Origin of the sequence: Actinomycetospora sp. CA-084318, from assembly GCF_050955885.1 — a bacterium.
GTDB lineage: Bacteria > Actinomycetota > Actinomycetes > Mycobacteriales > Pseudonocardiaceae > Actinomycetospora.
This window is the reverse complement of sequence record NZ_CP192098.1, coordinates 1,511,572-1,536,793: the sequence shown is the minus strand read 5'-3', so window position 1 is coordinate 1,536,793 and position 25,222 is coordinate 1,511,572. Positions and strand designations below refer to the sequence as shown.

Here is a 25,222-nt window from a genome sequence, read left to right as displayed (position 1 = left end):
CGACGCACCGCCTCGTCCGGGGCGGAACGGATGGGCGCGCAGGAGCGCACGACGATCGAGGGGATTCGACCGGCGACCGTGGGCTCAGGTCGGCGATCGCGTGACGGTCGTGCAGGTCGGGGCCGGACCGACGACGGTCCGGCCGGAGATCACAGCGGAACCGCGGCGTCGAGTTCGCTGACGGATGCGGTGGGACGGCTCGCGACGGTCTCGGCGAGGACGTCGTCCCAGTCGTGGAGGAACCGGCTCACGGCGAACCGGCTGGTCGCGATCTCGCGGGCCCGCGTGCCGTGGGCACGGGCGAGATCGGGGTCGGCGCGGTAGGCGCGCAGGGCGTCGTGCAGGACGGAGAGGTCGGTCGCCACGACACCGGCGTCGGACGGGACGGACACGGCGGCCTCGGCGGTCGCGAGACCGACGACGGGCAGCCCCAGCATCATCGCCTCGATGAGGGCGAGGCCGAGGGAGGTCCAGCGGATCGGGTGCAGGTAGACCCGGCGCAGCGCCAGTTCGGCGTGCATCCGGTGCTGCGGCAGGTCGCCGATCACCCGGACGTCCGGGTGGTCGACCGCCTCGGGCAGCCGCTCGGAGCCGATGCCGAACACGTCGAGGCCGACGGTGTCGGCGAAGCCGGGCAGCAGGTCGGTACCCGTGACGCGGTGCCGGCGGACCGGCTCGTTCACGACGACGGCCGCGCGGTCGAGTTCCCCGGTGTACCGGTGGCCCGGGTCGAGCACGCCGTGCTCGACGACGCGGACCGGGGCGCGCCCGCAGTCCCACATCAGGGCGTTGAAGTGCGTCACGTGGACGACCGGGATGTCGTCACGCTCCGCGACCGGGTGCCGGGTGGCCGGGGCGTCGCCGCGCGGCGTGTTGTGCTCGAGCCACACCGCCGGGAGATCGACGCCGGGCGTGCGTCCCGTCCAGCGCGTGACGAGCTCGATCTCCTCGGGGCGCTGCAGCACCACGACGTCGATCTCGTCCGCACGGGCGGCGAGATCGGCGGGTGAGCACTCCTGCGCCGCATCGGGCCAGGTCCAGGCGGCGGGACGGCCTCCACCCCAGGGTCCGCGCTCGGGCAGGGTCGGCAGCAGGTAGCGGTGCCGGCCCTGGACGAACGCGGTGGACCACGAGCCGTGCACGTGCCAGTGCAGGACCGTCAACGACGGTCCCGTCGGCGCAGCAGCGGGGGTGGAGGTCACCGGCGAGGAATCCCTTCGGCTTCGGCGCGGTAAACGCCTCGCCGGAAACTACTACTCCCCGTGACCGTCGGCAGGGCAACTACCGCTGACCAGCGACGACACCGCTCGCACCACGTCGTCGGCGCCCACCGAGGTCAGGCAGGGGTGGCCCGGGACGGGGCAGATCCGGGCCCGTGAGCCACGGCACGCCGCGTCCTGGTCGCCCAACAGGACGTGCGGCACGCCGTAGGGCGCCCAGCGCCGGGCCGGGACCACCGGGGCGAACAGCGACACCACGGGGGTGCCGACCGCGGCGGCGAGGTGGGCGGGCCCGGTGTTGCCGACCACGACGGCCGCGGCGTCGCGCAGCACGGCCGCCAGTTGGATGAACGTGGTCGCGCCGCCGAGGTCGAGTCCCGCGGTCCCCGCGACCTCGGCCGTGAGCGCGGTCTCGGCCGGGGAGCCGGTCACGACGACCCGCCAGCCCGTCGCGCTCAGCGCCGTCACCGCCTCCGCGCAGCGGTGCGCGGGCCACGCGCGCGCGGGCACGGACGCGCCCGGGTGCAGCACGACGTAGCGGCCGGCGACGGGCGAGGGACCCGGCTCGCGGACCCGCAGGCGCCCGTCGTCGGGAACGGGGAACCCGGCGCGCGCGGCGATGGCCAGGGCCCGCTCGGGTTCGGGGAGGTCGTCGTCGAGGTCGGTGGTGGGGTCGAGCGCGGGGTCGCCGGGGCGCAGCCGGACGTCGAGCAGGCCGCCCGGGAAGTCGACCGAGGCCGCCGTGATGCGCGGGACCCCCGCCATCCGCAGCACGAGCGCGGTCGGCAGCGGCGACTGGTGGAAGGAGGTGAAGACGACGGCCTCGTCGGCGCCCAGCGCGGCGAGCCGCCCGACGGCGTCGGCGACCGAGTCCGGCGTCACCGGCGGCGCGTCGCCGTCCACCCAGCCGCAGTGCCACACCACGACCTCGTCGACCCCGGGGAGCAGTTCCGCCGCCTGCCGCCCCTTGGGCCCGACGACGGCGACGACCGAGTCCGCGCGGGCCGCGATCGCCCGGATCGCGGGGCCGGTGAGCAGGACGTCGCCGTCGGAGTCGAGCCGGACGGCGAGGACGCGGCTCACGGGACCCGGAGCAGGTCGAGGGCGTGCAGCAGGTCGCGGGCCACGAGCGGCGCGGCCTCGACCTCCTCCCGGCGGGTCACCGGGGTCGGGACGAGCACCGACCGCGCCCCGGCGGCGGCCGCGGCCCCGACGTCCGCGCCGATGTCGCCGATCACGGCCACCTCGTCGGGCGCGACCCCGAGCCGATGGGCGGCGTCCAGGACGAGACCGGGGGCGGGCTTGCGGCACGCGCACCCGTCGTCGGGACCGTGCGGGCACCACGCCCAGACGCCGATCGGGCCGACGAGCTCGTCCAGCCGGGCGTTCACGGCGTCGACCTGGGCGGCGGTGAGGACGCCGCGCGCGATCCCGGACTGGTTGCTGACGACGCCCGTCCCCAGACCCGCCGCGCGCAGGCGGTCGAGGGCGGGTCGGGCGGTCTCCACGGGGGCGACGAGGGCGGGGTCGCCGTTGTAGGGGACGTCGTGGACGAGGGTGCCGTCGCGGTCGAAGAGGACGGCCCTGAGCTCGTGCACGGCGGGCAGGAGACCACGCCCGCCACGACCGTGCACGGCGTCGCCCGGTTTGTGCGGGGAGGCCCCGGGTACACGACCCGCGACCGGGAACGGCGCGGAGCACCGCTCGCGCCGCGGGGACACGCTCCCCGCCGGGCCCCCGCGGAGCACCGGGGACCACGTGGTGTTCGAGACGAGGAGGTGCTCGTGGCGCGGCCCGATCCCAATCCGCCCGACGGGGACGAGCCCCCCGAGGACGTCGAGGTCCGCGTCCCGGCCCACCCCCGGGCGGTGGTGACGGTGCGCACGGTTGCGGGCGATCTGGCTGCGCGCGCGGAGTTCACCCTCGATGCTGTGGCGGACCTCCGGATGGCAGTCGACGAGGCCTGTTCCAGCCTGGTCTCCCTGGCCCGGCCGGACACGAAGCTGACCTGCACGTTCATCCTCGACGAGGAGCGCATCACGGTGACCGCCTCGGTCTCGACGTTCGGCCCGGAGCGGCTGCCCACGGACTCCTTCGGCTGGCGGGTCCTCACCACGCTGGCGCACGATGTCCGCATGCTCTCGGCGACCGGTGACCGCGACGCGGACCCGTTCCGCCTGACGCTGCGCTTCTCGGTGCCGAGCCTCGGGACCGTGCTTTCGTGACGGCGAGCGACACCGGAACCGCGGCCGCCCCCGGGTCGGCCGACGGGGCGCAGCCCGAGCGGCGCGAACGCAAGGGCTCCCGCGGCGAGTACGACCACCTCATGCCCAAGCTCGCCGAGCACGCGGCGCTGGAGCCCGGGTCGCCGGCGCGGCTGCGGCTGCGCGACGAGCTGGTGCGCGGCCACCTCCCGGTGGCCCAGCACATCGCGCGCCGGTTCTCCCGTCGCGGCGAGCCCGAGGAGGACCTCGAGCAGGTCGCCACGCTCGGGCTGATCAACGCCGTCGACCGGTACGACCCGGAGCGCGGCACCGACTTCCTGTCCTATGCCGTGCCGACGATCACCGGCGAGGTGCGGCGGCACTTCCGCGACCAGGCCTGGTCGATGCGCGTGCCGCGCCGGCTCAAGGACCTGAACGTCACGCTGTCCGCGGCCATGGGGCAGATGTCGCAGTCCCTGGGCCGGGCGCCGACGGCCGCGGAGCTCGCCGAGCACCTCAGCCTGCCCAAGGAGGACGTGCTGGAGGCCCTCGAGGCGTCCAACGCGTACCGGTCGGGTTCGCTGGACGAGATGCTCGTCGACGACCCCGACTCGGGCACCGTCTCCGACCTGCTCGGCGAGGCCGACGCGGCGCTGGAGAAGGTCGAGTACCAGCAGTCGCTGGCCCCGCTGCTCGCCGCGCTCCCCCAGCGCGAGCGCACGATCATCATGCTGCGGTTCTTCAAGAACATGACGCAGTCGCAGATCGCGGCCGAGGTCGGCATCTCGCAGATGCACGTGTCCCGCCTGCTGGCCCGCACGCTGATGCAGCTGCGCGAGGGGCTCGGGGAGAACGCCCGCTGACGGTCCACGTCCTGCGGGACCTCGGGCTCGGCGACCTCCTGGTCGCCGTCCCGGCCCTGCGGATGCTGCGCCGCGCCCTGCCCGACGAGCGGTTCGTGCTGCACGGACCGGCGTGGGTGCGGGACGTGCCGGGGTTCCCGGTGCTGCCCGTGGTTCCCGACTATGCGTCGGTCGACGATGTCCCGTTGCACGCACCGAGTGGGAGCAGCGCGCCATCGTCGGTGGGCCCTCATGTCAGCGGTGGCACCCGGCTGCCACCGGACGTCAGCGGTGGCGCGGGGCTGACCCTGGTGAACCTCCACGGCCGCGGACCGCAGAGCCACGCCCGGCTGGACGCCCTCGTCGGCGACCGGCCCGCGGTGCGGATCGGACACGCCGCAGCGGGCTGGGACGGCCCGCCGTGGACCGACGACCCGACGCGGCCCGAACGCCGCCGCTGGTGCGACCTGCTCGCCACCTGCGGCCTGGTCACCCCCGACGAGGCGGCCGCCGCCGCGGACGACCTGACCCTGCCCGCGCCACCCGCACCCCTCGTCGGGAACGAAGCAGTGGTGATCCACCCCGGTGCCGCGTTCGGCGCGAAACGATGGCCCGTGGAGCGCTTCGCCGCGGTGGCGCGGGCGGTGGCTGCGGCCGGGCACCAGGTCGTCGTGACGGGCGGACCCGAGGAGCGCGCGCTGACCGGCGCGGTGCCGGGGCGGGACCTCGCGGGCCGGACCTCGATCGGCGAGCTGTGCCGGCTCGTCGCGCACGCGCGGCTGGTGATCGCCGGGGACACCGGGATCGCGCACGTCGCGACCGCCTACGGCACGCCGTCGGTGACCCTGTTCGGGCCGGTCGGGCCGGAGCAGTGGGGCCCGCCGACCGGCGACCCGCGGCACGTCACGCTGACCGACCCGGGCGTCCGCCGCGGCGACCGGTTCGCCGACGATCCCGACCCCGCGCTGCTCGCCGTCGGGGTCGACGACGTCCTTCGGGTGGTCATGCCACAGCTCACAGTCATGTCACAGGGACAGGGCCCGGATCCGGGGGTACCACTGACGTCATGAGCATCGTGCCCGCCTCCGTCGTGGGCGCCCCGCTCGACCGATCGGAGTCCGACGAGGTGCGCGACGCCCCGGCGTGGGTCGAGGCCATCGGACGGGTCGGCCTCGTGGCGTACGGCCTCGTGCACCTGGGCATCGCGGTGCTCGCCATCCGGATCGCCGCCCTCGGCCCGCGTTCGGGCCACGGCGAGGACGGGCACGCCGACCCGCGCGGCGCGGTGGCCCTGGTCGCCGCCGGCGGCGGGTTCTTCGGGAGGTGGCTGCTCGGCGCGGCCGCCGTCGCGCTGGTGGCGTTCGCGTTCTGGCAGCTGCGGGCGGCCGCCGTCGGCTTCTGCTGGGCCAGCCCCGAGGAGCGGTGGCGCAAGCGGCTCGGAGCGGCCGCCAAGGCGCTCGGCGTGCTCTCCGTGGCCTACCTCGCCGCCGAGTTCGCGGTCCGGCTCCAGGGCCGCCGCAACGCGTTCCAGGACACGATCCGCGAGGTGTTCACGTACTCGGCGGGCCGGTGGGCGGTCGGGATCGCCGGGCTGATCGCGATCGGCATGTTCTTCTCGATGACCTACACCGGGGTGCGCGCCACGTTCATGGGCGACTTCGTCCCCGAGAAGCTCCACGGCCACCGCTGGCGGCTCACCCTGATCACCGGCTCGGTGGGGAACCTGACGCGCGCCGTCGTGTTCTGCGTCGTCGGCATCCTGACGCTCGGTGCGGCGATCAACAACGCGCCCGACGCGATCGGCGGGGTCGACGTCGCGCTGCGGACCATGGCGAGCCACACCGTCGGCGCGGCGATGTTCGTGATCACCGGCCTCGGGTTCGCGGCCTACTTCGTCTACTGCTGCATGGACGCGTACGCCCGGCACCCGTAGGTGCGCTGCGCGCATGTGAGCACTTTCCGTGGCTCGAGCCACGGAAAGTGCTCACATGCTCTCCCGCACCACCTCGGCCGCCGCCTTGTCCTCGCGCAGCCCCTGGTAGCGCGGGTGACGCAGCCGGCCGTCCGAGGTCCACTCGCCGAACCCCACCTGGCACACCAGCACCGGGCGCACCCAGTGCCGGCCGCGCTCGCGCGGCGCGTCGGAGAACGGGTCGACGTCGGACGCGAGCGGGTCGAGCCGCGACCGCAGCAGCTGCAGCGCCGCGTCGTCGAACCCGGTCCCGACCTTCCCGGCGTACCGCAGCACCCCGTCCTCGTGGTAGCCGACGAGCAGGGCGCCGAGGACGCTCCGCGAGCCCGCCGGGTCGGTCCACCCGCCGATCACGAACTCCTGGTCGCGGACGCACTTGAGCTTGCGCCAGTCGTGGCTGCGACCGGTCGCGTACGGCGCGTCGAGGCGCTTCGCGATCAACCCCTCCCACCCGTCGGCGCACGCCGCGTCGCGTAGCTGCAGGGGGTCGCCGTCCAGCTCCTCCGAGATCACGACGACCGGTGGCTCCGGCCGCACGACCGTCTCCAGCAGCGCCCGCCGGGTGATCAGCGGCAGGCGCGTGACGTCGAGGTCGTCGAGCACGAGCAGGTCGAACAGGTGGCACTCGATCGCCACCCCGGTCGCCCGCGCGCGCCGCGGGTCGGACAGGTGCATGCGGGCCTGCAACGAGCCGAACCGCCCGTCCGCCGCGATGATCTCCCCGTCCAGCACGAACCGGTCCGGTCCCGCCGCGTCGAGCGCGTCCACGACCTCCGGGTAGCTCGCGTCCGCCGGCTTCTGGTTGCGACTCCAGAGCCGCGGCCGCTCTCCCCGCTCACGGGTCGCGATCACGCGCACACCGTCGAGCTTCCGCTCGAACGACCAGCCCGCCCGCGGTAGCGGCGGATCGGTCGGCTTCGACAGCGACGCGAGCATCGGCGCCCGGAACCCGGCGTCCGGCGCGCGCTTCAGCGCCCGGACCTGCTCCGGCGGGAGGTTGGCGAGGTCGACCACGCGGTGTGCCTACCCCGTCCGGTGGTCCCCCGGCCAGCCCCGTCGGGTGATCCCGGACGACGGGACGGTGCGGGCTGCCGGGAGTGGGTGGCCCCTCCGACGCGTCCCGTGCCACGGATCGGCCACCGACGAGCGCGCCGCCCTGACGCCCGCGGCTGTTTGCGGATCGCCCCGATTGCCGACTCCCGCCTTATGACCGACCCCGCACAGCGCGCCGCGAACCTCGAGCAGCAGTACGTGGACGAGTACGAGGACACCGAGCAGGCGCTCACCGGGCTCGACCCCGCCAAGGACGAGGCGGACCAGACCACGGACCGGATCGAGGCGGTCGCGAAGGACTCCGACGCCGAGCAGCACGTCGAGACGATGGCCGACGACGAGCGCTGAGCCACCGGGCTACTCGACGAGCTCCAGGAACACCCACCGCGCGTCGGGGGCCAGCCCGGCGAGCCGCTTCCCCGCGCCCTGCACCACCGCGGGCGAGGACGTCACGTGCTGCGTCCCGCCGTGCAGGTCGCGGAACACGCGGTTGAGCGGCCCGGAGCGCAGCGCCGCCGTGCCGGCCCACCGGTAGACGGTCTGCCCGACCTCGAGCGCGGCCTCCGTCGTCGAGGCCAGCGCCAGCCGGGTCAGCGTCTCCTGGTCGGTGGTGAGCGCCGACCCCGTGGCCAGCGTGGCCTCGTTGTCCGCCCAGACCTCCATCGTCCACGCCCGCGCCGCACGCAGCGTCGCCTCGGCCCGCGCGTACGCGGCGTGGAACTCGCTGGTGTCCACGCCCGCCCGGTAGGTCCCCGACTTCGCCACCGCGAGCGCCGACATCTCGTCGAGCAGCCGCCGCCCCACCCCGAGCGCCCAGCCCGCGTGGCAGATGCCGGCCATGTTCGCCAGGCCGCACCGGTAGACGGCACCGCCGACGAGCGGCTCGGTGGTCGTCGCGACGTACGTGCGCTCGGCCGGGACGAAGACGTCGTCGAGCGTGTAGTCGATGCTGCCGGTGCCGCGCAGGCCCATGACGTCCCAGTTCTCCACCAGTGTCGCCTGCTCGCGCGGCAGCGTGAACACGAGCGCCTCGCCGGTCTCCTCGACGATCGCCGCCGTGTGCACGTGCGTGCAGTGCAGCAGGCCGGAGGCGAACTGCCAGGCGCCCGACACCCGGTAGCCGCCGGGCGCCTGCCGCGCGCGTCCCGGCCGCGTGCCCTGCCCGGCGGCGAGCATCCGGTGCGACCCGTCGAGCATGTCGGCCACCGTGTCCGCGCCCAGGTAGGCGACGGTGGTGCCCGCGATCATCTGCAGGGCCATCACCACCCAGCCGGTCGAGGCGTCGGCGCGCGACAGGGTCTCCACCGACCGGATCACCTGGCGCGGCGTGAACTCCGGGCCGCCCAGCTCGGCGGGCATCCCGATGTCGAAGGCGCGGGCGTCCTCGAGCGCCTCCACCACGCGCGGGGTGAGCCGGCCGGCGGCCTCCACGGCGTCGGCCTCCGCGCGCAGGAGCGGGTCGAGGGCCTCCAGGCGGGCGACGATCCCGTCGAACTCGTCGCCGACGTGCAGGCCGGGGCGGGTCAGCTGCTCGGTCATGCCCCGACGCTAGGTGTGGCCCGGGTCTCACCGCTCTCGCTACAGTGCACGGACCTCTCCGACGGGCGCAGGGGTGAGCCGATGGAGTCCGACGCCACCGCGTGGTCCGACGTCGTCTCCGACGCGCTGGTCGCCGCGGACTTCGCCTTCTCCCGCCCGGAGCGCTTCCGCGGCCGCGTCACGCGCCGTCGGCTGGGCCCGACCTCCCTGATCGCGATGGTCGCCCACCCGCACGTCGCGGTCCGCGACGCCGAGCACATCGCCCCCGACGCGCCGCCGGAGACGCTGCTCTCGGTGCAGCTCGAGGGCCGCGCCGAGTTCCGCCAGGACGGCCGGACCGCCACCGTCGAACCCGGCGACCTGGTCTTCTACGACTCCGCGCGCCCGGTCGAGATCGTCGCCCGCGAGGGCTACCGCAGCCTCTGCTTCCGCTTCCCGACGACGGGTCGCCGGCGCTCCGACGAGCTGACAGCCACTCGGCTGCGCGGCACCGAGGGACTGGCACCGGCCGTGGCGGGCCTGCTCACCGGGCTGCAGTCCGCCCGGGCCGCACCCGCCGGTCTGGCGGCGACCGCGCAACAGGCCGTCGAGCTCGCCCGCACCCTGTTCGACGACGAGCTCGCCCGCCGCGGCCTGCTCGTCGCCGACGACCCCCACGACGCGCTGCGGACCGCGTTCGACGAGCACGTCGAGGCCCACCTCGCCGACCCCGACCTCACCCCCAGGGCGGCCGCGGCGGCGCTGTTCGTCTCGCCCCGCCACCTGCACGCCGTGCTCGCCGAGGACGGCCGCACCCCGGCCGGGACCATCCGCACCCGTCGTCTGGAACGGTGCCTGGCCGACCTCGCGGACCCGGGCGAGGCGAGCACCCCGGTGTCCGCGATCGCCCGGCGCTGGGGGTTCACCAACGCGACCCGCTTCGGCCAGCTCGTCCGGGACCGGACGGGGCACACCCCGACGGCGTACCGGCGGGCGATGCTCGCCTGAGCGACGGGTGGCGGGCCAACGGATCGTGCACGAGGTTGCTCCGCCTCCTCCGACGATCGGCCCGACGGTCGCCGACGAGCGACGATCGGTTCACTCCCCGTAGCGCGCCCGGGTGCTTCGTGCCACGATCCTCCGCCATGCGCTACCTCGTTACCGGCGGTACCGGGTTCCTCGGGCGCGCTGTGCTCGCCCGGCTGCTGGAGCGGGAGGACTGCGAGGCGGTCTACGCGCTGGTGCGGTCCGGGTCGGTGCAGAAGCTGAAGCGCCGCACCCGCGACCTCGACGGTGCGGACAAGCTCGTCCCCGTCACCGGTGACCTCACCAGGGACCGGCTCGGGCTCGACGACGCCGCGGTGGACGACCTCTCGGGACAGGTCGACGAGGTGCTCCACCTCGGTGCGATCTACGACGTCACCGCCGACGAGCAGGCCAACCGGTCGGCGAACGTCGACGGCACCCGGAACGTCGTGCAGCTCGCCGCCGAGGTCGGCGCGCGGTGCTTCCACCACGTCTCGAGCGTCGCGGTCGCCGGGGAGCACGAGGGCGTGTTCACCGAGGACGACTTCGACCTCGGGCAGCGGTTCGGCAACCCGTACCACGAGACGAAGTTCGCGGCCGAGAAGATCGTCCGCGAGGAGTCGACCATCCCGTGGCGGGTGTACCGGCCCGCGATCGTGGTCGGCGACTCGCGGACCGGCGAGATGGACAAGATCGACGGCCCGTACTACCTGATGGGCGCCATCAGCGCACTCGGCCGGCTCCCGGGCTTCCTGCGCGTCCCCGCGCCCGAGCTCGGCACGACGAACATCGTGCCGGTCGACTACGTCGCCGAGGCGATGGTCCGGCTCGTCCACACCCCCGACCTCGACGGCCGGGCGTTCCACCTCGTGCACCCGCGCCCCCAGCCGCTGAGCGAGATCTACAACGCGCTCGCCGGGGCCCTGGGCGCACCCAAGCTCCTCCCCGTGCTCCCGAGCGCCGTCGGGAAGGCCCTGACCCGGGCGGCCGGCGCCGCCGCCGACACCGGGGCCGGCGGGTCGGCGCGCGACATCGCGCTGGCCGAGTTCGACATCCCGCCGGAGGTGCTGCCGCACCTGACGTTCCCGTGCGTCTACACCGCCGAGGAGACCGTGCGGGCGCTCGACGGCTTCGCACCGCCGGAGTTCGACGACTACGCCCCCGCGCTCGTGCGGTACTGGCGCGAGCACCTCGACCCGAACCGCGCGCGCCGCCCGCGGCCCGGGCCTCCCCTGCTCGGCCGCCGCGTCGTCATCACCGGTGCGTCCAGCGGCATCGGGCGCGAGACCGCGATCCGGGTGGCGCGCAACGGCGGCGTGCCGCTGCTCGTGGCCCGTCGGCAGGAGGAGCTCGACGAGGTCCGCCTGGAGATCGAGCGCGAGGGCGGCCAGGCGCACACCTACACCTGCGACATCACCGACGCCGAGTCGGTGGACGCCACGGTGAAGTCGATGCTGGCCGACCACGCGGGGCCCGACACCGGCATCGACATGCTGGTCAACAACGCCGGCCGGTCGATCCGCCGCTCGGTGAAGCTCGAGCTCGACCGGTTCCACGACTTCGAGCGCACGATGGCGATCAACTACTTCGGGGCGATCCGCCTGACGATGGCGCTGCTGCCGCACATGATCGAGCGGCGGTTCGGCCACGTCGTCGACATCTCCTCGATCGGCGTGCAGACCGGCCCGCCGCGGTTCTCGGCGTACGTCGCGTCGAAGGCGGCGCTGGACGCGTGGGCGCGGATCGTCGCGACCGAGGTGATCGGCGACGGCGTCACGTTCACCACGGTGCACATGCCGCTCGTGCGCACCGACATGATCGCGCCGACGAAGATCTACGACGCGTTCCCGACGCTCTCCCCCGGCGAGGCGGCCGACATGGTCGTCCACGCCCTGATCGACCGCCCCAAGCACGTCGGCACGGCCCTGGGCACGCTCGGCGCCGTCTCGGCGTCGCTGACCCCGCGGATCGTGGACGTCGTCATGCACGTCGCCTATCGCGTGTTCCCCGAGTCGCGGGCGGCACGTGAGGGTAGTGATGCGGTGACCCCCGGCGAGGACCGTGCCCTGCAGGCCGGACCACTCTCGCGCGGGGCGCAGGCCTTTGCCCGACTTCTTCCTGGAGTGCACTGGTGAGGACGCCGTTCGGAACCCCGACCGAGCTCGCGACGGGTGTCCGTCTGCTGATCGGAGCCGGGGTCGTCGCCCCGGTCGCGCCCCACCGGGTGGTGAAGTTCCCGGTCGCGCTCTACCGCTACGGCTTCACCCCGACGACCGCCTACACGATCGGCGCGTGGCGGCACCCGAAGCAGGTCGCGATCATCGACGACCGCGGCACCCTCACCTACGGCGAGATGCACGAGCGGACCGACCGGCTGGCGCGGGCGCTGGCCGACCGCGGCGTCGGTCCGGGCAGCAAGATCGCCGTGCTCTGCCGCAACCACCGCGGCCCGATCGAGACGATCATCGCGGCGTCCAAGATCGGCGCCGACGTCGTCCTGATGAACACCGGCCTGTCGACCGGGCAGATGAAGGCCGTCGCCGAGGAGCAGGAGCTGACGAGCATCGTCGTCGACTCCGACCTCGCCGACCGGCTCGACGAGGTCCCGGAGTCGGTGAAGCGGATCGGCGGCTGGCAGGACGCCGGGTCGGGCTGCTGGGGCGACGACACCCTCGAGGGCCTGATCGCGGTCGACGGCTCCAAGGAGCTCCCGACGAAGCCGCCGACGGGCAAGACGATCGTGCTGACCTCGGGCACCACCGGCACGCCGAAGGGCGCGGAGCGACCCTCCCCCAACGGCATCGGGCCGGTCAACGCGATCCTGTCGCGCATCCCGCTGACCGCCCGCGAGCCGGCGCTGGTCTCGGCGCCGCTGTTCCACACCTGGGGCTTCGCGGCGTTCCAGATCGGCTCGCTCATGGGCTCGACGCTGGTGCTGCGCCGCAAGTTCGACCCGGAGGACGCGCTGCGCCAGCTCGCGATCCACCGCTGCACGTCGATGTTCGCGGTGCCGGTGATGCTGCAGCGCATCCTCGAGCTCGGCGACGACGTGATCGCCCGCTACGACACCTCGGCGCTCAAGACGGTCACGGCGACCGGCTCCGCGATGCCGCCGCACAAGGTCACCGAGTTCCTCGACACCTTCGGCGAGAAGCTCTACATGCTCTACGGCTCCACCGAGGTCTCGTGGGCCTCGATCGCGAAGCCCGAGGAGCTGCGCCAGGAGCCCGGGACGGCGGGCCGCCCGCCGGCCGGCACCGAGGTGAAGATCCTCGGCGACGACGACCAGGAGCTCCCCGCGGGCGAGACCGGCCGCATCTTCGTCGGGAACGACATGCTCTTCACCGGCTACACCGGCGGCCGCGGCGAGACCGAGGTGGTCGACGGGATGCTCGGCACCGGCGACCTCGGCCACTACGACGACGACGGTCTGCTGTTCATCTCCGGCCGCGCCGACGACATGATCGTCTCCGGCGGGGAGAACATCCACGCCGGTGAGGTCGAGGGCCTGCTCGGTTCCATGACCGGCGTCAAGGAGGCCGCGGTCGTCGGCGTCGACGACGAGGAGTACGGCCAGCGCCTGGCCGCCTACCTCGTGCTCGAGGACGGCGCGACGCTCACCGCCGACGAGGTCCGCGACCACGTCAAGAACAACCTCGCCCGCTTCGCGTCCCCGCGCGACGTGGAGTTCCTCGACGAACTGCCCCGCAACCAGACCGGCAAGGTCGTCAAGAAGGAGCTGGGTCAGTCCTCGTCGTGACCTCGGCGTGACAATTCAGTTTGGTACAACGGTTCTCGACTCCCCTCCCCCCACAGGAGAACCTGCGGACATGACCGTCCATCCGCCGGACCTGGCGATCGGGTCCGATCCCCTCGCGCTCGCGCGGGGGGCCGCCGAGATGCTGCTGGAGAACGCCGCGGACAGCGACGACCCGGCGATCGGCGTCCAGCGCTGCCTGCTGCGCTGGCTCGCCGCGCAGGGGCTCTACGGCGTGGCCGCCCCGTCCGAGTACGGCGGGATGGGCCGCGACGACCGCGCGCTCGCCGAGGTCGAGGAGATCCTCGCGGGGGCGGACGCCGCGACGTGGTTCGTGCTCACCCAGCACCGCACGCCGCAGAAGCTGACCCTCGACTCGTCGTACCCGGCCGCGGAGCAGTACCGCCAGGCGCTCTGCCGCGGCGACGAGCTCGGCGGGATCGCGGTGGCCCATCTGCGGCGTCCGGGTCCGCCGGCGATCCGGGCCGTGCCCGACGGTCGGTCCGGGTGGCGGTTCAGCGGGCGGACCGAGTGGTGCACCGGGTGGGGCCTGGTCGACCTCGTGCTGATCGCCGCCGTGACCGACGCCGACGAGGCGGTGTTCGCGCTGCTGCCCGCCCACGAGCGGCCGGGTCTGGTGGCCTCGGAGCCGTACGCGCTGGCCGTGATGGGCGGGACGCACACGGTGGGGCTGCGGCTGGACGACATGGCGGTGGACGCCGACGAGGTGGCCGCGGTCGTGCCGCTGGACGAGTGGCGGCGCCGCGACGCGGGCACCGTGGTCGACACGAAGCCCGCGACCCTGGGCCTGCTGCGCCGGGTGATCGACGAGACGCTGCGGACCGGGCACGAGCGCGACCGGCCGGCCGCCGTGGAGGAGGCGCAGGCCCTGGCGTCGACGGCGTGGCCGCTGCGCGAACGGGCGTACGAGCTGCGGTTCTCGCCCGACCGCGACCGGTTCGTCGACGAGCGCCTGGAGCTGCGCGGCCGGATCGCGGAGCTGACCGTCCGCGCGGCGGCCGGGCTCGTGGCGGCGCGGGGCGGGTCGGCGATGTACTCGTCGTCGCACGAGCAGCGGTGGTCGCGCGAGGCGATGTTCCACCTCGTGCAGGCGCAGACCGACGACGTGCGCTCGGCGCAGTTGGCGGCGTTCTCCCACTAGTCGTCAGTGCAAGCAAAGCGTCACTGCTTGCACCCAGTGACAGGAAAGCCCACTTCGTCGATCACGCCCGCGCGCCGGGATCGGTCGAGCCGTCGAGCGGCTGGTCTCTACGCCGGCGCAGCGTCGTGACCGCCGCCGGTCGCGACGAGTGACGCGACGTGGTGCCGCAGGACCTGCCGCACCCGCTCCGGCGGCATGCGCTCGGGCTCGGTCACGGCCGCGATCGTCAGCCCGTCGAGCAGCGCGTGTAGTCGTGCGGCCTCCAGCTCGACGGTCGCCTCGTCAACGGGTCGGACGAGCGTCCCGACCAGCTTGCTGCACTCGCCCGCGAGGGCGGCGGCGTCGCGCGCATGGACCGCCCGGATCCGGTCGTCCACCACCACCCGGGCCAGGAAGGCGACCCACAGTTCTGCCGCCACCCGGGCGTCGGGTTCCAGCGGCGCCAGGAACTCCACGGCGGCGAGCACGGCGGCCTGCGCGTCGAGGTCCGCGTCCGCCTCGATCGCATCGAGACGACGAGCGCTCTCGGTCGAGATCGCCTCCATGGCGAAGACCAGCATCTCGGCCTGGGTGGAGAAGTAGTGCTGGACCGTCCCGGCCGACCACCCCGCCTCTCGGGCCGTCGCCCGCACCGACGCACCGTCGACTCCAGCCCGACGCACCACCCGCCACACCGCGCGGGCGAGCTCGGCGCGGCGTTCCGCATGGTCGACCGACTTCGGCACGTCCCGCACCCTCCCTCACGGCGACGACCGCATCGAGGCGTGGCCATCACTCCCTCCGTTATCGTACAGTCGTATTACAACAGAGCCGTCTCGTCGAAAGGGCGTCATGTCCTCGGAACTCCGGTCCCTGACCACCGGTCTCGTGGTGTTCGCGGTCGGCCTCGTCGTTCATCTCGTCCTGGGCGACGTCGAGCTCCCGTTCGTCTCGCTCCGCATCGTCGGCTTCGTGCTGATGGTCGTCGGAGGGCTCGAGGTCATCGCCACGCTCGGCCACAGCGCCTGGCGGGCCATTCGCGCAAAGGTCTGACGCCGGAGAGGCCACAGCGTCGATCACGCCCGCGCGCCGGGATCGGTCGAGGTCAGTAGGGTCGGCGGGGTGAACGGACGGCTGGTGTGGATCGATTGCGAGATGACCGGGCTCGACCTCGGCAAGGACAAGCTGATCGAGATCGCGGCGCTCGTGACCGACCAGGAGCTCGTCCCCCTCGGTGAGGGCGTCGACGTGGTCATCCACGCCTCCGACGAGGACCTCGACAACATGCCCGAGGTCGTCGTCGAGATGCACGCGAAGTCGGGGCTGACCGAGGAGGTCCGGGCGTCGTCGGTGACGCTCGAGGAGGCCGAGAAGCTCGTCCTCGACTACATCCGCGAGCACGTCCCCGACGCCCGCTCCGCTCCACTGTGCGGCAACTCCATCGCCACCGACCGCGGCTTCATCGCGCGCGACATGCCGGAGCTGGACTCCTACCTGCACTACCGCATGATCGACGTCAGCTCGATCAAGGAGCTGTGCCGGCGCTGGTACCCGCGCATCTACTACGCACAGCCGGAGAAGGGCCTCGCCCACCGGGCGCTGGCCGACGCGCGCGAGTCGATCCGCGAGCTGGAGTACTACCGCCGCACGGCGTTCGTGCCGCTTCCGGGGCCCACGACCGACGAGGCCCGCGCGGCCGCCGCCGACGTGGTGGACGCCGAGGGTTCCTGACTCGTCAGGGTCGTCGCATGGCAGCGCTGGCACACGACCGACGATCGACGTCAGCCGCGCGCCACGTCGGGTTTCCGGCCTCCGTGCCTCGGTCGACCCGGAGAGGTCCGCCTCGAGCCCCGGGGACGCCCTCCGCCCTCGGGAGGCCCGATGCCGCTCCTCACCGCCGCCGTCGACCAGCCGTGGGAGACCTGGGACGACCCCGTCCGCGGTCGGCTGCGCTGGTGCCTGCTCGACGACGGGTCCGACCCGGCGCCGCACAACCTCACCACCGGCGTGATCGATCTCGAGCCCGGCGACTGGCTCGGGCGGCACCGTCACGCCGCGACGGAGCTGTACTTCGTGGTGTCGGGGACGGCGGTCGTGTGGCTCGCCGGGGAGGAGACGACGGCGCAGGCCGGCACGCACGTGCGCCTACCCGGTGGGATCGAGCACGGTCTCCGCGCCGACGACGGGCCTGCCCGGGTGCTGTTCTCCTTCCCGACGACCGCGTTCGCCGACGTCGTGTACCGGTTCCTCGAGGTGGCGACGGAGCGACCCGGTGAGAACCTGGTCGACGGCGGCTAGTAGTCTCTGTCAGGTCGCCGGGACGCCGGTGGCAGCCAATGGTGGGTGTAGCTCAGTTGGCAGAGCACTGGGTTGTGATCCCAGGTGTCGCGGGTTCAAGTCCCGTCACTCACCCGGACGGCAGTGGCACCCCACTGTCGGACCGGAAGATCAGCAGTGTTAGTCTTCTGGTCACGCGCCGTTAGCTCAATGGGCAGAGCAAGTGACTCTTAATCACTGGGTTCGGGGTTCGAGTCCCTGACGGCGCACCATACGTGCAGGTCAGCGGTATGCGTCATCATTGTTGACGTGATCGCTGACCGCTTGAAGGACCGAAAACTCTTCGCGACGGTTGCCGTCGAAGATCGGCTTCTGCCGAGTGAGTGACTCCTAACGGGGCGTCGCTCGCCGGTGGGACTCCGCCGAAGCAACAGGTTCGGTCGACCCGAGGAGTGCCGGGTCGGCAAGGGCTCGGTCAAGACGGTGCTCCCTGCTCGCCGTCGGCCGCCATCGGTCCAGCGATGCTGATCGAGTCCCGCCCCTGTGCACATGAACGGGATCGGCGTGCGGTCAGCGAATATCGCGCTCGTCGCGCTCGCGGCGCAGGTCGTCGATGGTGCCGGCGGCGAGCGCGGTCCAGAAGCGCAGGGCGGCGTGTTCCATCTCGAGCCCGAGCTCGAGGGTGATCATGCGAGGCCGCGCCCAGTCCTCGTCGCCGTGACGGGACACCATCTCCTCGTAGACGGCGATCCGTTCCTCGTGCTGACGGATCTGTTCCTGCGCGAGCTTCGGGACGTCGTCGTCGGGCGCGCCGGCCTCGTTGAAGAAGAGCTTGAGCTCGGCGACGTCGCGCATCTCGAAGTGCTCGGCTGTGGGGGCGGCCAGCCACTCCTGCAGGGCGGCCCGACCTTCGGGAGTGAGTGAGTAGGTCTTGCGTCGGCGGCCGCTGTCCTCCAGGTCGACGGCGAGCAGCCCGGACGCGGCGAGGCGCTCCGGCTCCGAATACAGCTGCGCGTGCGGGAAGTTCCAGAAGTATCCGACCGACCGGCTCGTCGCCCGCTTGAGGTCGTACGGGGTGGACGGCCCGCGCAACGCCACCATCCCCAGGACCAGGTACGACGTGGTCGACAGACGCATCCGGCCCTCCTCCCCGCGAGATCGACAACCCGACTCTAGCGGCGACCACCCTTGCCTTCACACCGTACGAAACGTACGGTGCGTTTCATACCAAGGGAAGGCCGCTGATGGACCTCGCATCGATGCTTCGCTGGGCCGCCGAACGCCACCCGCACCGCCGGGCGGTGTCCGGGCAGGGCCGCCGGCTGACCTACCGCGAGTGGGACGAGCGCACGGACCGCCTCGCGGCGGCGTTGAGCGGCTGGGGCGTGCGGGCCGGGGATCGCCTGGCGCTGGTGATGCACGGCGGCGAGCCGCTCGCGAGCCTGCACCTGGCCGCGCAGAAGCTCGGCGCGGTCTCGGTGCCGCTGTCGACGCGGTTCGGCGTCGACGAGCTCGCCTACTGCCTCGGGGACGCGGGCGCGGTCATGGTCCTCACCGATCCGGCGCACGCCTCGCGGGTGGAGGCCGCCGCGGGCGCGGTCCCGATCCATGACGTCGCCGAGGTCGACGCGGCCGCGGAGGTCGCCGACACCACGGCCGTACCGCCGGCGCCGGACGAGTTCGCCGTGAGCGTGATGCTCTACACCTCCGGGACCACCGGGAAGCCGAAAGGCGTGCCCCGGACCCATCGCGCCGAGCACGCCGCCGCCGTCGCGCACGTGATGCAGACCGGTCAGCGGGCGGGCGTCGCCACGCTCGGGGTGATGCCGCTGTTCCACACGATGGGCCTGCGCACGCTGCTGGCCTCGATCGTGCTCGGCGGGACGTGGGTCGCCCAGCCCTCCTTCGACGCCGACGAGTCGATGGCGCTGATCCGCGACGAGGGGATCGGATCGCTGTACCTGGTGCCGACGATCTACTGGTCACTCCTGCGCACCGGGCGCCTCGGCGAGGCCCACCGGCTCGACAACCTCGCCTACGCCGGGGCGGCCATGACCCCGTCGCTGGCCGAGGCGCTGGCCGAGGCGGTGCAGCCGCGCTCGTTCGTCAACCACTTCGGATCGACCGAGATCTATACGTTCACCATCGGCGCGGACGTCGCCGCCAAGCCCGGCTGCGTCGGACGGGCCGGATTGTTCTCCCGCGTCCGCCTGATCGCCCCGATGCAGGGTGCACCGGTCGACGAGGAGGTCGCGCCCGGCGAGCAGGGCCAGGTCATCGTGTCGATGGCCTCGGCGGAGGCGTTCGGCGGCTACTGGAACCGCCCCGACGCGAACGCGAAGGCGATCCGCGACGGCTGGTACCACACCGGGGACCTCGCGATCGCCGACGAGGACGGGGACCTCTGGGTGTCCGGCCGCACCGACGACATGATCAACTCGGGCGGGGAGAACATCTACCCGGACGAGATCGAAGCGGCGCTCATCCGTTGCGCGGCGATCGACGACGTCTGCGTGGTCGGGCTGCCCGACGACCGATGGGGCCGCGCGGTGAGCGCCTTCGTCGTGCCCGCCGCCGGGATCGAGCCGGAGCTGGCCGCCGCCGCGACGCTCGCCCACGCCCGCGAGCACCTGCCGTCGCTCAAGCGGCCCAAGCAGGCGATCGCCGTCGACGCGATCCCGCGCTCCGGGGTCGGCAAGACCCTGCGCCGGACGCTCGTCGCCGGCGAGTACACCCCCCGAGGAGAGGCCCGTGCCTGACATGACCGCAGAGGCCGCACCGCCGCGGTGGACGCCGTCGCGTGACGAGGACGCCGCCCTGGTCGCGGGCCGCGGCCGGTTCCTCGACGACCTCGACCCGCTGCCAGGGACGCTGGTCGCCGCCGTCGTGCGCTCCACCCGGCCGCACGCCCGGCTCACATCGGTGGACCTGTCGCGGGCCCGCCGCCACCCCGGGGTCGCCGCGGTGATCGGCCCCGACGAGGTTCGGGCTGCGCTGCGTCCGTTCCCGCTGTCGACGGGGGCGGCGATGCCCTACCTGCCGACCGGCGTCGACAAGGTCCGCTTCGTCGGCGAACCGATCGCCGTCGTCGTCGCGACCGACCGCTACGTCGCCGAGGACGCCGCCGAGCTCGTCGACGTGGCCTACGAGGACCTGTCCGCCGTCAGCGACGCCCGCTCCGGGCTGGCCGACGACGCGCCGAGGTTGCACGAGGACGCCGAGTCCAACGTCGCGACGGACCGCACCTTCTCCTTCAACGCACCGGACGACCACTTCGCGGCCGCCGCGCACGTGGTGACCCGCCGCTACGAGTTCCCGCGCTACTCCTCGGTGCCCATGGAGTGCTACTCGGTCATCGCGCACTGGACCGAGCAGGACGGCGGGCCGTTCGTCGAGGCCTGGGCGAACTTCCACGGGCCGTTCTCGATGGTGCCGGTGATGGCGGGCGCGCTGCGGATCCCGACCTCGCGGCTGCGCCTGCACGTCCCGGCCGACATCGGCGGCAGCTTCGGGATCAAGGCCGGCATCTACCCCTACGTGGTGCTGCTCGCGCTCGCGTCGAAGCACGCCGGGACCCCGGTGCGCTGGACCGAGGACCGCGTCGAGCACCTCACGGCGAGCTCGTCGGGCGCCGACCGGTCGATGGAGTTCTCGGCGGCGCTCGACGGCGAGGGCACGATCACCGCGCTGCGCGTCGACCTCGTCGACAACGTCGGCGCCTACCTGCGGCCCCCGGAGCCGTCGACGCTGTACCGCTGCTTCGGCAACATCACCGGGCCCTACCGGATCGACGCCGTCGGCATCCGGGCCCGGGCCGTCGTCACCAACACCATGCCGACCGGGCTGAACCGCGGCTTCGGCGGCCAGCAGCTCTACTTCGGGCTCGAACGGCTCCTCGATGACATCGCCGTCGAACTCGGCCTCGACGCCCTCGAGCTGCGTCGCCGCAACCTCATCACGGCGTTCCCGCACGAGACCGCCACCGGCGGGGTGTACGACTCCGGGGACTACCTCGCCGCACTCGACCTCGCGACGAAGAACGCCGACCTGCCCGAACTGCAGCGCCGGCGCGACGAGGCCCGGGCCGCCGGCGCCCACTACGGCATCGGGACCGCGCTCGTCGTCGACCCCTCCGGGACCAACATCGGCTACGTCGGGCTCGCCACCCCGGCCGAGCAGCGGACCCCGGGCCGGGACAAGTCGGGGTCCACCGAGCACGTGCGGATGTCGGTCGACCCCCAGGGCGTCGTCACCGTGATGCTCGGCTCCGTCCCCCAGGGCCAGGGACACGCCACGGTCGCCCGCAAGGTCGCCGCGCAGCGCCTCGGGCTGCCGCTCGAGCAGGTCCGCTGCGTCATCGACATGGACACCGCGACCACCCCCTGGACGGTGACCTCGGGCAGCTACTCCTCCCGGTTCGCCCCGCTCGTGACCAGCGCGGTCGTCGCGGCCGCCGACACCATCGCGTCGACCGTCCGGGCCGCCGCGTCGACGCTGCTCGACGGGGCCGACCCGACGACGCTCGTCCTGGCCGACGGCCAGGTCGCCGCCCCGGACGGCCGCGGGGTCCTGTTCCGGCACGCGGCCGGCGTCGTGCACTGGGACCCCGCCGCGCTCCCCCCGGGGGTCCCGGCCCGGCTCTACGCCGAGGCCGAGTTCTCCCCGCGCGAGACCCGCGCCGCCACGGCGGACGACCGCATCAACTCCTCGCTCTGCTACGGCTTCGTCGCCGAGATCGTCGCGGTCCGGATCGACCCGGACACCCTCGAGATCGAGGTCGACCGGGTGTCGTCGGTCCACGACGCCGGCACCGTCCTCGACCAGACCCTGCTCGACGGGCAGGTGTACGGCGCCCTCGTGCACGGGCTCGGCGGCGCCGCCTACGAGGAGTTCACCCACGCCCCGTCGGGCCAGCCGACCGCGGCCACGTTCCTCGACTACCTGTGCCCCACCGCGGCCGAGGCGGGCTTCGACCTGCTCACCGACCACGTCGTGTCCCCGTCGCCGCTCACCCCGCTCGGGGCCAAGGGCTGCGGCGAGGGCTCCTCGATGAGCTTCCCCGTGGCCTACGCCAACGCCGTCGCCGACGCCCTCGCGCCGCTCGGCATCGACGTCACCTCCCTGCCCCTGCACGGCGAGGTGCTCCACCAGCTGCTCGACACCGATCGGAAGGACGCCTGACATGCCACTGACCGGCGGCGACGTCACCCTCGAGCGCGACGGCCACGTCGCCTACGTGACGCTCTCCCACGGCAGGTACACCGTCGTCACGATGGCGATGCGCCGGCTCGTGGCCGAGCGGTTCGCCGAGATCGACGCCGACCCCGAGGTGCGGGTCGTGGTCGTGCGCAGCGACGGCGAGCACTTCACCTCCGGCGGCGATATCGCCGGGTTCATGGAGGTCGACCCGATCGACCTCACCGACCTCGGGCACGACGTCACCGCCGCCGCCCGCAGCCCCAAGCCGGTCATCGCGGCGATCGACGGGTACTGCTTCGGCGTCGGGCTGGAGATGGTGCTCTCCTGCGACATCCGGCTCGGCACCGGGCGCACCCAGCTGGCGCTGCCCGAGATGAACCTCGGCATGATCCCCGGCTCCGGCGGCACCCAGCGCCTCGCCCGGCTCATCGGCCTCTCCCGGGCGAAGTTCCACATCCTCTCCGCCACCCGGATCCAGGCCCAGCAGGCACTGGACTGGGGCATCCTCTCCGGCGAACTCCATGCCGACCGCGACGCCCTGAACTCCGCCGCGGACGCCCTGGCGCAGAAGATGGCGAGCCTCTCCCCCGCCGCGCTGCGCACGGCGAAGGAGGTCCTCGACCGCGGCGTCGACGGGCCCCTCTACACCGGCATCGAGCTGGAGCGCAAGGCCTACTCGATGCTGCGCGCCACCCAGGACTTCGCCGAGGGCGTGAAGGCGTTCGGCGAGAAGCGCGCCCCCGTCTTCACCGGGCGGTGACCCGGTGAAAGCAGCACCCTTCGCCTACGTCCGGCCCCCGACCCTCGACGACGTGCTCACCGAGCTCGCCGGCGGGGACGGCAAGGTCCTGGCCGGCGGCCAGTCCCTCGTCCCCGTGCTCGCGATGCGGCTGGGCCGCCCCGCCACCCTCGTCGACGTCACCGCCGTTCCCGAGCTCACCGAGTACGGGCCGGACGCGCGCTCCGGCTACCGGGTCGCCGCGGCCGTCCGGCAGCGGGTCGTGGAGCACGATCCGGCCGCGCGGGACGTGCCCCTGATCGCGATGGCCATGCCCTTCGTCGGGCACCGGGAACTGCGGAGCCGCGGCACCGTGTGCGGCAGCCTCGCCCACGCCGACCCGGCCGCGGAGCTGCCCGCCGTGGCCTGCTGCCTCGACGCGCAGGTCGAGGTGGCCGGGCCCAGTGGGGCCCGCACCGTTCCGGCGAAGGAGTTCGTCACCGGCGCCATGACGACGGCGGCCGGGCCCGAGGACGTCGTCACCGCGGTCACGTTCCCGGCCGCCCGTCCCGGGGACGGGTTCGGGTTCGCCGAGATCGCCCGCCGGCACGGCGACTTCGCCCTCGCCGGCGTGGTGTGCCGGGTGCAGGTCGCCGACTCGGGGGCGGTGCGCTCCGCCGTCCTCACGGGGTTCGGCATCTCCGACCGGGCGGTCACCCGCGACGTCACCGCGTTGCTCGCCACCGGCGAGAGCGAGGAGGACCTCCGGCCCGCCACCACCGAGCTGGCCGCCGCGCTCGTCGACACCGGCGGGGACACGCACGGCTCCACCGGCTACCGGCGGCGGCTGTTCGCCGTCCTCGCCGCCCGCGAGCTGTCCCGGGCGCTGCGCCGTGCCCGCGAGGGAAGGACCATCGCATGACCGCCGCACCTGAGCGCCATGACACCGGCTCGCGCCGCGTGCCCGCGCCCGTTGCCCGGGTCGCAGCACACGAGACCGCCGAGGTGACCTTCGTCGTCAACGGCACCGAGACCACCGTCGAGGTGCCGCCCCGGGCCCACCTCGGGGACGTCCTGCGCGAGCGCCTCGGCCTCACCGGCACGCACCTCGGCTGCGAGCACGGGGTCTGCGGCATGTGCACCGTGCTCCTCGACGGCGAGGCCGCCCGGGCCTGCCTGCTGTTCGCCGTGCAGTGCGAGGGCGCGGAGATCGTCACCGTGGAGGGCCTCGGCTCCCCCGACGACCAGCACCCGCTGCAGCAGGCGTTCTCCGCCCACCACGCCCTGCAGTGCGGGTTCTGCACCCCCGGCATGCTGATGAGCAGCTACGACCTGCTGACCAACACCCCGGAGGCCGCCGAGGAGAACCTGCCCGAGGCGATGTCGGGCGTCCTGTGCCGCTGCACCGGGTACCGCGGCATCCTCGCCGCGGTCGCCGACGTCGCCGAGTCCTACCCCGACGGCGTCCCGGAACCCCGCGCGTGCGCGCCGCGCACGCTGGTCGGTCGGACGTCGGCCGGCGCCGGCCAGGCGCCCGAGGACACCGCGGCGGCGGCTCCGCAGCTCAGTGAGGTGCGGCTGCCCTCCGGCCCGCCGTCGGCGGTCGTCGACGTGACCTCGCAGCTGACCTCCCCGGTGGACCGCGTCTGGGCCGTGCTCACCGATTTCGACCTGCTGGCGCGCTGCCTGCCCGGGGCCCAGCTCGTCGAGTCCTACGACGAGGACCGCCACCGCGGGCGGGCCACCGTCGCGCTCGGCCCCGTGAAGCTGTCGTTCGAGGGACTCGCCCAGGTCGTCGAGCGGGACCCGGACGCCCACCGGCTCCGCTTCCACGGCCAGGGGAAGGACACCGGCGGCAGCGCGACCTCCGCCGACGTCGTCCTGGCCGCGACGCCGACCGCCGACGGCGGCACCGAGCTCACCGCGCACGCCGACGTGCACCTGTCCGGACGGGTCGCCCAGTTCGGCCGGGCCCTGGCCGGGGACGTGTCCCGCCGGCTGTTCGAGCAGTTCGCTGCGGGTGTGGACGAGGCCGCCCAGACCGGTTCGGTCTCCGAGGTCTCCCTCGCGCGCAGGCTACGACTCGCGGCCGGGGCGGCCCGGGACGCCGCTGTCGGCGCCCTGCGCCGAACTGCACACCGCGTCCGTGACCGCATCCGGCACGGGAACGCTTGACCATCGGCGCACGTCGGCGCTGGTCGCGTTCCGGGTCCACGACGACGCCAGCTGGAGCACCGGGGCGACGCCGATTTCATGCGCATGCCGCATCGGTCATCCGGCCGCCCCACGACGAGA

General features: G+C 73.6%; 24 protein-coding genes and 2 tRNA genes. 19 read left to right on the top strand and 7 right to left on the bottom strand.

Features of this window, described 5'->3' with window-relative positions:
* Positions 1–149 precede the first annotated feature (149 nt).
* From ACQPYX_RS07615 to ACQPYX_RS07605, 3 genes are all read right to left on the bottom strand, one after another.
* The gene (locus ACQPYX_RS07615) at positions 150–1,163 is read right to left on the bottom strand and encodes a glycosyltransferase (RefSeq protein WP_433803688.1); all 1,014 of its coding nucleotides are present in this window, start codon (positions 1,161–1,163) and stop codon (positions 150–152) included.
* A 90-nt stretch (positions 1,164–1,253) separates the two neighbouring features.
* Positions 1,254–2,303 carry a glycosyltransferase family 9 protein gene (locus tag ACQPYX_RS07610; RefSeq protein ID WP_433802298.1) on the bottom strand — a complete coding sequence of 350 codons (1,050 nt, stop codon included), beginning with the start codon at positions 2,301–2,303 and terminating at the stop codon, positions 1,254–1,256.
* The gene (locus tag ACQPYX_RS07605; RefSeq protein WP_433802297.1) at positions 2,300–2,818 is read right to left on the bottom strand and encodes a D-glycero-alpha-D-manno-heptose-1,7-bisphosphate 7-phosphatase; all 519 of its coding nucleotides are present in this window, start codon (positions 2,816–2,818) and stop codon (positions 2,300–2,302) included. The genes ACQPYX_RS07610 and ACQPYX_RS07605 overlap by 4 nt, the downstream gene beginning before the upstream one ends.
* A 180-nt stretch (positions 2,819–2,998) precedes the next feature.
* Here ACQPYX_RS07605 and ACQPYX_RS07600 point away from each other — a divergent pair, with 180 nt between their 5' ends.
* The 4 genes from ACQPYX_RS07600 to ACQPYX_RS07585 all read left to right on the top strand — a co-directional run bounded on the left by ACQPYX_RS07600 (position 2,999) and on the right by ACQPYX_RS07585 (position 6,199).
* Positions 2,999–3,445: an ATP-binding protein gene (locus ACQPYX_RS07600; RefSeq protein WP_433802296.1), complete on the top strand. Its 447-nt coding sequence runs from the start codon at positions 2,999–3,001 to the stop codon at positions 3,443–3,445.
* Positions 3,442–4,287, top strand: a complete 846-nt coding sequence (locus ACQPYX_RS07595; RefSeq protein ID WP_433802295.1) for an RNA polymerase sigma factor SigF — start codon at positions 3,442–3,444, stop codon at positions 4,285–4,287. Before ACQPYX_RS07600 ends, ACQPYX_RS07595 begins: the two co-directional genes overlap by 4 nt.
* Positions 4,288–4,349: 62 nt before the next feature.
* On the top strand, positions 4,350–5,336 hold the full coding sequence (locus ACQPYX_RS07590; protein ID WP_433802294.1) for a glycosyltransferase family 9 protein: 987 nt from the start codon (positions 4,350–4,352) through the stop codon (positions 5,334–5,336).
* Entirely contained in the window at positions 5,333–6,199 is an 867-nt protein-coding gene (locus ACQPYX_RS07585; protein ID WP_433802293.1) for a DUF1206 domain-containing protein, read from the top strand. Before ACQPYX_RS07590 ends, ACQPYX_RS07585 begins: the two co-directional genes overlap by 4 nt.
* 51 nt (positions 6,200–6,250) lie before the next feature.
* Here the strand turns inward: ACQPYX_RS07585 and ligD are convergent, their stop codons facing one another.
* The gene (gene ligD / locus ACQPYX_RS07580) at positions 6,251–7,252 is read right to left on the bottom strand and encodes a non-homologous end-joining DNA ligase (protein WP_433802292.1); all 1,002 of its coding nucleotides are present in this window, start codon (positions 7,250–7,252) and stop codon (positions 6,251–6,253) included.
* 192 nt (positions 7,253–7,444) lie between these two features.
* Between ligD and ACQPYX_RS07575 the strand changes: the two genes are divergently transcribed.
* Positions 7,445–7,639, top strand: a complete 195-nt coding sequence (locus tag ACQPYX_RS07575) for a hypothetical protein (RefSeq protein WP_433802291.1) — start codon at positions 7,445–7,447, stop codon at positions 7,637–7,639.
* Positions 7,640–7,648: 9 nt separating this feature from the next.
* On the opposite strand, the gene ACQPYX_RS07570 is transcribed toward ACQPYX_RS07575, so the two are convergent.
* A complete protein-coding gene (locus ACQPYX_RS07570; RefSeq protein ID WP_433802290.1) occupies positions 7,649–8,830 on the bottom strand; it encodes an acyl-CoA dehydrogenase family protein in 1,182 nt (393 codons plus the stop codon).
* 81 nt (positions 8,831–8,911) lie between these two features.
* Here ACQPYX_RS07570 and ACQPYX_RS07565 point away from each other — a divergent pair, with 81 nt between their 5' ends.
* The 4 genes from ACQPYX_RS07565 (at position 8,912) to ACQPYX_RS07550 (ending at position 14,754) form a co-directional block, all read left to right on the top strand.
* Positions 8,912–9,817, top strand: a complete 906-nt coding sequence (locus ACQPYX_RS07565) for a helix-turn-helix domain-containing protein (RefSeq protein WP_433802289.1) — start codon at positions 8,912–8,914, stop codon at positions 9,815–9,817.
* A gap of 137 nt (positions 9,818–9,954) precedes the next feature.
* Positions 9,955–11,970 (top strand): SDR family oxidoreductase, encoded by a 2,016-nt coding sequence (locus ACQPYX_RS07560; RefSeq protein ID WP_433802288.1) that lies wholly within the window; start codon positions 9,955–9,957, stop codon positions 11,968–11,970.
* Entirely contained in the window at positions 11,967–13,595 is a 1,629-nt protein-coding gene (locus tag ACQPYX_RS07555; protein WP_433802287.1) for an AMP-binding protein, read from the top strand. Before ACQPYX_RS07560 ends, ACQPYX_RS07555 begins: the two co-directional genes overlap by 4 nt.
* A gap of 70 nt (positions 13,596–13,665) precedes the next feature.
* Positions 13,666–14,754 (top strand): acyl-CoA dehydrogenase family protein, encoded by a 1,089-nt coding sequence (locus tag ACQPYX_RS07550; RefSeq protein WP_433802286.1) that lies wholly within the window; start codon positions 13,666–13,668, stop codon positions 14,752–14,754.
* Between the two features lie 107 nt (positions 14,755–14,861).
* Here the strand turns inward: ACQPYX_RS07550 and ACQPYX_RS07545 are convergent, their stop codons facing one another.
* The gene (locus tag ACQPYX_RS07545; RefSeq protein ID WP_433802284.1) at positions 14,862–15,479 is read right to left on the bottom strand and encodes a TetR/AcrR family transcriptional regulator; all 618 of its coding nucleotides are present in this window, start codon (positions 15,477–15,479) and stop codon (positions 14,862–14,864) included.
* 106 nt (positions 15,480–15,585) lie between these two features.
* Between ACQPYX_RS07545 and ACQPYX_RS07540 the strand changes: the two genes are divergently transcribed.
* From ACQPYX_RS07540 to ACQPYX_RS07520, 5 genes are all read left to right on the top strand, one after another.
* On the top strand, positions 15,586–15,786 hold the full coding sequence (locus ACQPYX_RS07540; RefSeq protein ID WP_433802283.1) for a DUF5708 family protein: 201 nt from the start codon (positions 15,586–15,588) through the stop codon (positions 15,784–15,786).
* 69 nt (positions 15,787–15,855) lie between these two features.
* Positions 15,856–16,464 (top strand): oligoribonuclease, encoded by a 609-nt coding sequence (gene orn / locus ACQPYX_RS07535; RefSeq protein WP_433802282.1) that lies wholly within the window; start codon positions 15,856–15,858, stop codon positions 16,462–16,464.
* Between the two features lie 150 nt (positions 16,465–16,614).
* Entirely contained in the window at positions 16,615–17,031 is a 417-nt protein-coding gene (locus ACQPYX_RS07530) for a cupin domain-containing protein (protein ID WP_433802281.1), read from the top strand.
* 41 nt (positions 17,032–17,072) lie between these two features.
* Positions 17,073–17,145: transfer RNA gene (locus ACQPYX_RS07525), tRNA-His, on the top strand.
* A 61-nt stretch (positions 17,146–17,206) separates the two neighbouring features.
* A tRNA-Lys gene (locus ACQPYX_RS07520) sits at positions 17,207–17,282 on the top strand.
* Between the two features lie 298 nt (positions 17,283–17,580).
* Here ACQPYX_RS07520 and ACQPYX_RS07515 read toward each other — a convergent pair.
* Entirely contained in the window at positions 17,581–18,147 is a 567-nt protein-coding gene (locus ACQPYX_RS07515) for a helix-turn-helix transcriptional regulator (RefSeq protein ID WP_433802280.1), read from the bottom strand.
* A gap of 107 nt (positions 18,148–18,254) precedes the next feature.
* On the opposite strand from ACQPYX_RS07515, the gene ACQPYX_RS07510 reads away from it, so the two are divergent.
* The 5 genes from ACQPYX_RS07510 to ACQPYX_RS07490 are packed head-to-tail and all read left to right on the top strand — an operon-like array spanning position 18,255 to position 25,102.
* Complete coding sequence (locus tag ACQPYX_RS07510; protein ID WP_433802279.1) at positions 18,255–19,769, top strand: class I adenylate-forming enzyme family protein; 1,515 nt, start codon at positions 18,255–18,257, stop codon at positions 19,767–19,769.
* 1 nt (position 19,770) lies between these two features.
* Positions 19,771–22,191 carry a xanthine dehydrogenase family protein molybdopterin-binding subunit gene (locus tag ACQPYX_RS07505; protein ID WP_433803687.1) on the top strand — a complete coding sequence of 807 codons (2,421 nt, stop codon included), beginning with the start codon at positions 19,771–19,773 and terminating at the stop codon, positions 22,189–22,191.
* Position 22,192: 1 nt separating this feature from the next.
* Positions 22,193–22,969 carry an enoyl-CoA hydratase/isomerase family protein gene (locus ACQPYX_RS07500; protein WP_433802278.1) on the top strand — a complete coding sequence of 259 codons (777 nt, stop codon included), beginning with the start codon at positions 22,193–22,195 and terminating at the stop codon, positions 22,967–22,969.
* A 4-nt stretch (positions 22,970–22,973) separates the two neighbouring features.
* On the top strand, positions 22,974–23,849 hold the full coding sequence (locus ACQPYX_RS07495) for an FAD binding domain-containing protein (RefSeq protein ID WP_433802277.1): 876 nt from the start codon (positions 22,974–22,976) through the stop codon (positions 23,847–23,849).
* Complete coding sequence (locus ACQPYX_RS07490; RefSeq protein WP_433802276.1) at positions 23,846–25,102, top strand: 2Fe-2S iron-sulfur cluster-binding protein; 1,257 nt, start codon at positions 23,846–23,848, stop codon at positions 25,100–25,102. Before ACQPYX_RS07495 ends, ACQPYX_RS07490 begins: the two co-directional genes overlap by 4 nt.
* Positions 25,103–25,222 lie beyond the last annotated feature (120 nt).

Excerpts from the sequence above, each read along its gene's own strand:
- ACQPYX_RS07590 (WP_433802294.1), top strand. The coding sequence starts at position 4,350 with ATGCTGCGCCGCGCCCTGCCCGACGAGCGGTTCGTGCTGCACGGACCG.
- ACQPYX_RS07585 (WP_433802293.1), top strand. The coding sequence starts at position 5,333 with ATGAGCATCGTGCCCGCCTCCGTCGTGGGCGCCCCGCTCGACCGATCG.
- ACQPYX_RS07575 (WP_433802291.1), top strand. The coding sequence starts at position 7,445 with ATGACCGACCCCGCACAGCGCGCCGCGAACCTCGAGCAGCAGTACGTG.
- ACQPYX_RS07570 (WP_433802290.1), bottom strand. The coding sequence starts at position 8,830 with ATGACCGAGCAGCTGACCCGCCCCGGCCTGCACGTCGGCGACGAGTTC.
- ACQPYX_RS07565 (WP_433802289.1), top strand. The coding sequence starts at position 8,912 with ATGGAGTCCGACGCCACCGCGTGGTCCGACGTCGTCTCCGACGCGCTG.
- ACQPYX_RS07560 (WP_433802288.1), top strand. The coding sequence starts at position 9,955 with ATGCGCTACCTCGTTACCGGCGGTACCGGGTTCCTCGGGCGCGCTGTG.
- ACQPYX_RS07550 (WP_433802286.1), top strand. The coding sequence starts at position 13,666 with ATGACCGTCCATCCGCCGGACCTGGCGATCGGGTCCGATCCCCTCGCG.
- ACQPYX_RS07540 (WP_433802283.1), top strand. The coding sequence starts at position 15,586 with ATGTCCTCGGAACTCCGGTCCCTGACCACCGGTCTCGTGGTGTTCGCG.
- ACQPYX_RS07530 (WP_433802281.1), top strand. The coding sequence starts at position 16,615 with ATGCCGCTCCTCACCGCCGCCGTCGACCAGCCGTGGGAGACCTGGGAC.
- ACQPYX_RS07515 (WP_433802280.1), bottom strand. The coding sequence starts at position 18,147 with ATGCGTCTGTCGACCACGTCGTACCTGGTCCTGGGGATGGTGGCGTTG.
- ACQPYX_RS07510 (WP_433802279.1), top strand. The coding sequence starts at position 18,255 with ATGGACCTCGCATCGATGCTTCGCTGGGCCGCCGAACGCCACCCGCAC.
- ACQPYX_RS07505 (WP_433803687.1), top strand. The coding sequence starts at position 19,771 with ATGACCGCAGAGGCCGCACCGCCGCGGTGGACGCCGTCGCGTGACGAG.
- ACQPYX_RS07500 (WP_433802278.1), top strand. The coding sequence starts at position 22,193 with ATGCCACTGACCGGCGGCGACGTCACCCTCGAGCGCGACGGCCACGTC.
- ACQPYX_RS07490 (WP_433802276.1), top strand. The coding sequence starts at position 23,846 with ATGACCGCCGCACCTGAGCGCCATGACACCGGCTCGCGCCGCGTGCCC.